8 protein-coding genes are annotated in these 7,660 nt (G+C 40.6%); 2 read left to right on the forward strand and 6 right to left on the reverse strand.

Annotated features, from left to right (window positions below; genetic code table 11):
• Positions 1–336: HD-GYP domain-containing protein (locus tag AC3AX0_RS04105; RefSeq protein ID WP_487549036.1), on the forward strand; the 336-nt coding region annotated here is incomplete at its 5' end.
• Positions 337–450: 114 nt separating this feature from the next.
• On the opposite strand, the gene fliY is transcribed toward AC3AX0_RS04105, so the two are convergent.
• Genes fliY through AC3AX0_RS04130 form a run of 5 tightly spaced genes read right to left on the reverse strand, consistent with a single transcriptional unit; the run spans position 451 to position 5,312 of the window.
• Positions 451–1,767, reverse strand: a complete 1,317-nt coding sequence (gene fliY / locus AC3AX0_RS04110; RefSeq protein WP_487549037.1) for a flagellar motor switch phosphatase FliY — start codon at positions 1,765–1,767, stop codon at positions 451–453.
• A 2-nt stretch (positions 1,768–1,769) separates the two neighbouring features.
• The gene (gene fliM / locus AC3AX0_RS04115) at positions 1,770–2,762 is read right to left on the reverse strand and encodes a flagellar motor switch protein FliM (protein ID WP_487549038.1); all 993 of its coding nucleotides are present in this window, start codon (positions 2,760–2,762) and stop codon (positions 1,770–1,772) included.
• 15 nt (positions 2,763–2,777) lie between these two features.
• A complete protein-coding gene (gene fliJ, locus AC3AX0_RS04120; protein WP_487549039.1) occupies positions 2,778–3,227 on the reverse strand; it encodes a flagellar export protein FliJ in 450 nt (149 codons plus the stop codon).
• Entirely contained in the window at positions 3,227–4,567 is a 1,341-nt protein-coding gene (fliI, locus tag AC3AX0_RS04125) for a flagellar protein export ATPase FliI (RefSeq protein ID WP_487549043.1), read from the reverse strand. Before fliI ends, fliJ begins: the two co-directional genes overlap by 1 nt.
• 13 nt (positions 4,568–4,580) lie before the next feature.
• Entirely contained in the window at positions 4,581–5,312 is a 732-nt protein-coding gene (locus tag AC3AX0_RS04130) for a FliH/SctL family protein (RefSeq protein WP_487549040.1), read from the reverse strand.
• Positions 5,313–5,523: 211 nt separating this feature from the next.
• On the opposite strand from AC3AX0_RS04130, the gene AC3AX0_RS04135 reads away from it, so the two are divergent.
• The gene (locus AC3AX0_RS04135; protein ID WP_487549041.1) at positions 5,524–6,918 is read left to right on the forward strand and encodes a bifunctional diguanylate cyclase/phosphohydrolase; all 1,395 of its coding nucleotides are present in this window, start codon (positions 5,524–5,526) and stop codon (positions 6,916–6,918) included.
• Between the two features lie 3 nt (positions 6,919–6,921).
• On the opposite strand, the gene AC3AX0_RS04140 is transcribed toward AC3AX0_RS04135, so the two are convergent.
• The coding region (locus AC3AX0_RS04140; protein ID WP_487549042.1) for a hypothetical protein at positions 6,922–7,660 on the reverse strand (739 nt) is incomplete at its 5' end.

A 7,660-nucleotide genomic window follows, 5' to 3' on the forward strand; every position in this document is an offset into this window, starting at 1 on the left:
CAGCTAAGAAGGCATCCGGACATTGGTTACAACATATTGAGCTCTGTCAACAGTCTTTCAATAACTGCAGAATACGTTCTTGCACATCATGAGAGATGGGACGGAAAGGGATTCCCAAAAGGACTCAAGGAAGAAGAAATACCATATGTGTCAAGGATTATCACCCTTGCAGATGCCTATGACAGTATGACTGTATTTAACAAGAATAGAAAGCCTATGACCAATGATGAAGCAATAGAAGAAATAAAAAGATGCAGCGGTACCCAGTTTGATCCCATACTTGCAGCTATATTTATCGAAAAGGTACTGAAAAAAATTAAAAAAGATGCTGTGTAAAACTTTATTGGAAATGAATAAAATTTTGAAATAATAATTAAGCCGTGAGTGTTATGATAACTCACGGCTTTTTGAATAATATTGGAGTATAATGTTTAACTTTCAGATGATAATTTAGAAACGGTCCTTGGATTTCACAATATCTGTGATCCTTACTCCATAGCTGTCATCGATTACTACAACCTCTCCCATGGCTATTTTCTTTCCGTTGACCATGATATCTACCTTGTCTCCCTGAAACTTGTCCAGTTCCAATATAGAGCCTGGTCCTATGTTGAGGATATCCTTGATGGATTTTTCAGCTCTTCCAAGTTCAACTGTTATATCCATCGGTACAGCCATAAGCATGTCGATGTTTCTTGACTTTTCAGCTGGAAACTGCACAATGTTTTCATCGTGGCGGGTATGGATTTCTTCATTTCCCGTACTTTTGTCGGAATCCTTGCCTGCCCCCATGTTAAGGAGAATGTCTGCAGTGCTTGACTGTTTCGAAGAGGATAAAGCTTCATCTGAAATATCTTCAGGCATGTTGTTTTCTTTGTCTCCTCCAGTCTTGTTCAGCAGTGTATCAAACATGTCTATGGCAAAGGGAAGTGCCAGCATTTGCATGATTTCGCTGTCTATCAGGTTTCCCACGGTAAGCCTGAAGGCTGTTTTCACAAAATAGCTGCTCGAAGAAGTGTCGTTCAGTATGTATTGAAGGTCCTCTTCGCTGAGAATTTTAGAAAAAACTTCAGGAGGAGATATGTCCACTATTTCGTCAAACATTGAAGACATTGAAGTTGCAGAGCTTCCAATCATTTGGTTCATGGCTTCGCTGATGGCGCTAATGTGGAAGTCGCTAAGCTCGTCCTCTGTGTTCGTTCCGTCTCCTCCCATCATCAAGTCGGATATTATCATGGAATCTTTAGCCTTCAAAAGGAGGATGCTGCTTCCCAAAAGTCCCTTTGTGTACTTGACCTTGACCAGTATGACCTTGTCATTGAAGGATTGTCTGATACTCTCCCAGTTTGTTACTGACACTACTGGAGTGGTTATGTTTACCTGCTGAGCCAGCAGGACACTGAGGGTGGTTGAAGCTGTTCCCATGCTTATGTTTCCAATTTCCCCAAGGCCGTCCTTTTGGAAATCCGTAAGTCTGTACTCCTCTGGAATATAGTACCTATCGTCAGCCTTTTCACTATTTGCAGCATAACTGTTCCCGGAACCGTATCCGTTTTTCGGATTTGAGGATTCATTGAACATCCTGTCTATTTCATCCTGGCTTGATTCAGGATAGCCTTCCGTAGTTTCAATATTTTTACTCTCTGAAGGGGGAGTATCGTACTGTGAATAGTTTGGAAAACTTTCGTCGTGTTCTTCCTGTGAAGGAGTCGATTCTCCGTTCAACAGTCTGTCTATTTCTTCCTGCGATAAATGTTCATTTGACATGTTTATACCTGCCTGTCATTTTTTATTATTTCTGATATTTCTACTGAATATTTTGAGTTCCTTATACCTGGCTTGCCTGTGAATTTAAGTGAATCACCTATATAAAGCTCCAGGTTAGAACTTGTGTTTTTGCCCAGGGGGATCACATCTCCAGCCTGAAGGTTTGTAAGCTCTCCAAGGGAAATGGTGTTTTTGCCGAGCTCCGCCCTTACCTCGATTCCCGTATTCATGATCCTGTCTTTTATAGCACTTGTATCATTTTCCTTTGCACTGTTTTCCTTGCTCTGATCGAACCATTGCTTGGTGCTCAGGTTGTCCATTATGGGATCAATTACAACATGGGGTATGCATATGTTTATGAGGTCCTCAACATTTTCAATGGATGATTTGTAGGTGGCAAGTATTACCATTTCGGTCTGGGATGTAACCTGGGCGATTTGAGGATTGGTTTCTATCCGTTCCAGAGAGGGACGTAAATCCGCTACATTTTCCCATGGTTCCTTCATAGCGTCTGCCAGCTGTTCAAGAATGCCTTTTAGAATCGAAAGCTCTATTTCTGTAAATTCCTTGATTTTTTCAGAAGGGTCGATGAAACCTCCCAGAACCCTGTCTATTATGACATATGCTATTGTCGGAGGCAGCGCAAGAACTATTGAACCATTTAGAGGCTGCATGTCTATAATCGAAAGAACGGAAGGCATTGGTATTGAATTACTGAAATCCTTGTAGGTCAATACTTCAAGACTGATAAGATCAACCTGGAAGGGAGACCTTAAATACCTTGTCAAAACCTCCGAGATTGCCTTTCCGTAATTATCATGAATCATGTTTAGTGTTCTCAGATGGTCCTTTCCAAAGATATTGGGTCTTGAAAAGTCGTATAGTTTTATTATTTCTGTCTCGATTTCCTCAATGAATGAATTGGTGTCTATTTCTCTCTCGTTTATATCATTTAGAAGGGTGTCGATTTCAGATTGTGAAAGTATTTCACTCATATTTAACTCCGTTGATCATATTGTGTTTTTCCTGGAATGGTTGTAGCTGCTTCTCTCGTCGTTCTCGTTCTGTTCAATTCTTGTCAATTCCTTCTTAAAATTTTCAAATTTTTTATCCTCGAGAATTTCAAGGGTCTTCTTGCTTCGTGCTATGTCGATCAGTTCCCTTCTTGTATTTTCCACTCTAAGAGTCTGATTGTCAATATCTTTTTCCTTGTTCTTTTTTGCCCTATCCAGATTGTTGATATATGAATAATGGGTCTGCATGTTCAAGATGGAAATATTGTCCCTCATGTTGGAGTCAAAGCTTATTTTTGCATTTTCAAGGCATCCCGTTATTTCATCCAGATCTTCCATTTTAAAATTCAGATTGTTGATTTCATTCGTAAGCTGATTCATTTTGTTTGATTCAGACTGCTTTTTATAATTTAGAACAGTATCAAGTTCAAAGTTGAATTTTGCCATTATTTAAGCACCTTCCCAAGAATATTCACTGTTTCATCGTAGCTGCATCCGGTTTCTGTATTCTGCTTCAGAAAATCAAGGATGTTGTCTATTGAATCTATTGCATAATCGATTTTTTTATTGCTTCCCTTTGAATAAGCTCCTATGTTTATCAAATCCTCGGAATCCGTATAGGAAGCAAGAACCTCCCTGAAGCGGTTTGCAGCAGTCTTGTGGTCGGCAGTGACAACTTCGTTCATTACACGGCTTATGCTTCCAAGAATATCTATTGCAGGGTATTGCCCCTTGTTTGCGATTTTTCTTGAAAGGACTATATGTCCGTCAAGAATTCCCCTTGCAGCATCGGTTATGGGTTCCGTCAAGTCATCCCCGTCAACAAGAACCGTATATATTCCCGTAATGGATCCCTTGTCTGAATTTCCTGCTCTTTCGAGAAGCTTTGGCAGTAGTCCAAAAACGGAAGGGGTGTAGCCCTTTGAAACTGGAGGCTCTCCAACGGCCAGGCCTATCTCCCTTTGTGCCATTGCAAACCTTGTAAGGGAGTCCATCATGAGTAGGACGTCTTTTCCCTGATTCCTGAAATACTCAGCTACAGCAGTGGCAGTGAATGCCGCCTTTTGCCTTACAAGAGCAGGCTGGTCCGAGGTCGCTACTATTATAACGGAGTTTTTGAGTCCTTCTTCTCCCAGGTCCCTCTCTATGAATTCCTTGACCTCGCGGCCTCTTTCACCTATTAGTGCAACGACGTTTACGTCCGCCTTGGTGTTTTTGGCAATCATTCCGAGGAGTGTGCTCTTTCCAACGCCACTTCCTGCGAAGATGCCTATTCTCTGACCTTTTCCAACAGTAAGAAGTCCGTCAATGGCCTTTACGCCAAGGGGTAAAGGCTCAAGTATCCTTTTTCTCCTTAGGGGGCTTGGAGGTTCTTTTTCAACAGTGTACAGGTCTGTAAACCTGACGGGGGAATCGTTGTCTATAGGGTTTCCAAGTCCGTCAAGTACCCTTCCCACAAGGTCGTCTCCAACCTTGACGCTTAATGTTTCCTGTCTTGAAGTAACCTTGCTGCCGACGCCTATTCCCGTCATGTTTCCAAGGGGCATGAGGAGGATACTGTTCTCGTTGAAGCCCACAACCTCCGCATCTATCATTTTCCTTGCTGAGTGAATGGAACAAAGATCTCCGATGTTTACCTCGGGACCCTTCGATTCAATGGTAAGACCCACTATTTTTTTTATATATCCTGTATATTCTATGAAATCAGAATGCTTTAAAACATTGTAGTATTTGTCAAAATTCAAGTCTTCACCACTTTTTTGCAGATTTTTATTGCTAATTATCATTGCCTTGAGCAGGCTACCTTGCATATTTTAGAAGCTCTTCGAATGTTTCCTGTATGTTTTCAAACCTCTTGTCAACGCTCGCATCCACACTGTTATCCTTTGATTCCACAAGGCAGCTACCCGGCTTCAAATTGTCGTCGTTGATTATTTCAAGGGACTGGAGGCTGTTTGTTTTCGCCATGATGGAAGCCTTGTTGTCCAACACGTAAGAATAGTCTTGAGATGACACTGTGACAGTGAGTTCGTTTGCATCTGTAAATTTAAGTATTGTATCCCTGACTATTTCAATTATTATTTTCTTGTCGTTTTCAACCTTGTCCTCAAGAAATTTTCTTGATATGTTCATTACAAGGTTTATGATGTCTGGCTCTGCGGACCTGATCAGTTCCGCATATTCACTCTTTGCCATTGTCTTTATTTCGTCCAGCTCATCAAGCTTTTTTTCCATTTCCTTTTCTGCATTCAAAAGGCCTTCTCTGTAGCCGTTCATGAATCCTTCCTGGATTTTTTCATCAAAAAATGATGCTGCATCAGTTTTTGCAGCATTCAGTATTTTATCTGCTTCAAGATTGGCATTTCTGAGAATTTCGGATTCTTTTGACAGTGCAGCTGCAATCCTGTCTTCTTCAAAGTTGTTTTCCTTTATTTCTGGGATATAACTTTCCGCCAAACCTGCTGCTCCTGAAAATATCTTATATGGACTGTCGATGGAAATGGAATTGTTCTTAATGATCTTTATACTCAACTTGATCCTCCGGTGATGACAAGATATGTAATGATTATTTATTGTAAAAAAATAATTAATTCTAAAGTATAGATATAGATTGTCGATATATATTAAGAAAGGTGTATTCTCTTAACACCTAATGAGAATTATACCTAATTTTTTTGTGTTTATCAAGAAAATCGTGAATTAAACCTATATATTTTACAAAAACTTAAAAAAAGAGGATGATATGATTGATACAAGCAGCTTAAACATATTGGAAAATTTCTATTATGATTATATTTTCACTGTGACCAATTTCATACTTGTATTGTGTATTGTTATTCTCGCAGGCTTTGTAATAAAGCTGCTGCATATATATTTTGAGAAAATTGTACTTGAAGTGCGAATGGCCGGAAACGATGATATAACCCGGAAGCTGGGCCACAAACTGAGAGAAGAGGACAGTGAGGAAATAAGGGAGATTATTCAGGAGTGCTTCAGGGAAGTGATTGCCGATGAGAAGGACGGGATATTTTCCGATGAAACGACTATAACCAGCAAATCTGAAAATTCAGGATCCAGGGGTTTAAATATTTATGATGAATTGACGAGAGTTTACAACAGGGATTATTTCAAGAAGTTTATTCGCGAACATAACAAGATGAGGGGGGAAAAGAGCAGCTTTCTCTTCTGTGACATAAACGGACTCAGAACCATCAACAAAGTTGAAGGATACGAGGAAGGAGACAACCAGATAAAGATGGCCGTTGAGACCATAGAACACTCCATGCCTGAAAATTCCACAATCTTCAGAATAAGCGGCGATGAATTTGTAGTCCACATGCCTGACGTACTTACAAAAGATGCGGAAAAAATAAGCTTATACATAGATGACAACATAAAGGGAAGACCGGGAATGAAGGTGGACCTTGCCATAGGAATATCAACGAAGGTCAGTGATTTTCAAAACATAGACCTTCTCATTACAAATGCAGAGGAAAACATGCAGAGAAACAAGCTTCTCGCCGGAACCAGTATAAGGAGCAATCTTATCGACGCCCTCATGAACGTTCTTGGAGAAAAATCCTATGAAACAGAGGAGCATTGCCTCAGGATCAAGGAATATGCAGTGATGATGGGAGAAAAGATGGGTTTCAGCCATTCCCAGATGAACAGCATAGTTCTCTTATCCTACCTTCACGACATAGGAAAGGTAAGTGTCCCTGATTCAGTGCTTATGAAACCTACGAAGCTTACCAGAGACGAGTGGGAAACAATGAAAAAGCACAGTGAAATAGGAGCAAGGATTTTAAGGGGGATTCCAGACCTTGAGTATATATCTGAAGCAGTGCTTGCACACCACGAAAACTGGGACGGTTCAGGTTATCCCAGTGGCATAAATGGAGAACAGATTCCCCTCATATCAAGGATAATACGGGTTGTGGACTCTTATGACGCCATGTCCCATGCAAGGATCTACAGCATAGCGAGGCCGAAATTCGAGGTAATAAATGAAATCAAGAGATGCTCCGGAACACTCTACGATCCGGACATTGTAGATGTTTTCATGGATGTTCAGGGAATTACAAAGGACCAGGAAGACAAAACTTCAGAAAGGCCTTTCAAGGTTGTAGGACGATAAAACTCATTGCAGGTCTGCAATGAGTCTTTTTTTAAATTCCGCATACATTTTTTCGGCTCCTTCAATGGAATCCGATAGTACAACGGTTCGAAGGTAATACTTGTTTTCTGCGATGTTTTTTTTGTCGTTCAGCACAATGGGAATGATTCCCACGAAATTCGAAGAGGCTCCTCTATAGAGGAATTTACCTGCATAATCCTTAATTCTGTCAAAGACGTCCTCGTCGGCTCTCACCGCATTTGAATATGAAAAACCGTATAGTTTTCTACCCGATAATTTCATTGAATGTTGAAGGAGTGACAAAAGAGGAGTTCCTGCTGTAAACCTTGCATTTGGATCTATATTATATCCCTTTATTTCTCCAGTACCGTCGTTTTTGATTAGGAGCACGTCTATTGTCATATATCCTCTGTAACCTTCACTATGCATTGCTGCAAAGGCTGGAACTGCAGTCTGTTCTGCATACTCCAGTAAGTATTCCGTGGTCCTGTTCACCGTGCTTCCGATGTATTTTCCATCTTTGCTTATCTGTGATGTGGCGCCAACAAGGGTGACGCCACCTTCTCCTATGACTGCCTGGACACCGATATTTGCAATTTCCCTTTCCATTGGAATGCTCGATACGTCAAGTTCCAGTACGAGGGGAAGGAAATGGTTCGCTTCCTCTTTGTCTACTTTGATTGACTTTGAAAATTCGAAAATATGGTTCCTGAGAATATTTACGGAATTATTATTCAAACCG

Source organism: Dethiosulfatibacter sp. (genome assembly GCF_983023055.1).

Bases quoted from the DNA above. Each gene is read 5' to 3' on its own strand.
- fliM (WP_487549038.1), bottom strand. From the start codon at position 2,762: ATGAGTGAAATACTTTCACAATCTGAAATCGACACCCTTCTAAATGAT.
- fliI (WP_487549043.1), bottom strand. From the start codon at position 4,567: ATGATAATTAGCAATAAAAATCTGCAAAAAAGTGGTGAAGACTTGAAT.
- AC3AX0_RS04135 (WP_487549041.1), top strand. From the start codon at position 5,524: ATGATTGATACAAGCAGCTTAAACATATTGGAAAATTTCTATTATGAT.
- fliJ (WP_487549039.1), bottom strand. From the start codon at position 3,227: ATGGCAAAATTCAACTTTGAACTTGATACTGTTCTAAATTATAAAAAG.
- fliY (WP_487549037.1), bottom strand. From the start codon at position 1,767: ATGTCAAATGAACATTTATCGCAGGAAGAAATAGACAGACTGTTGAAC.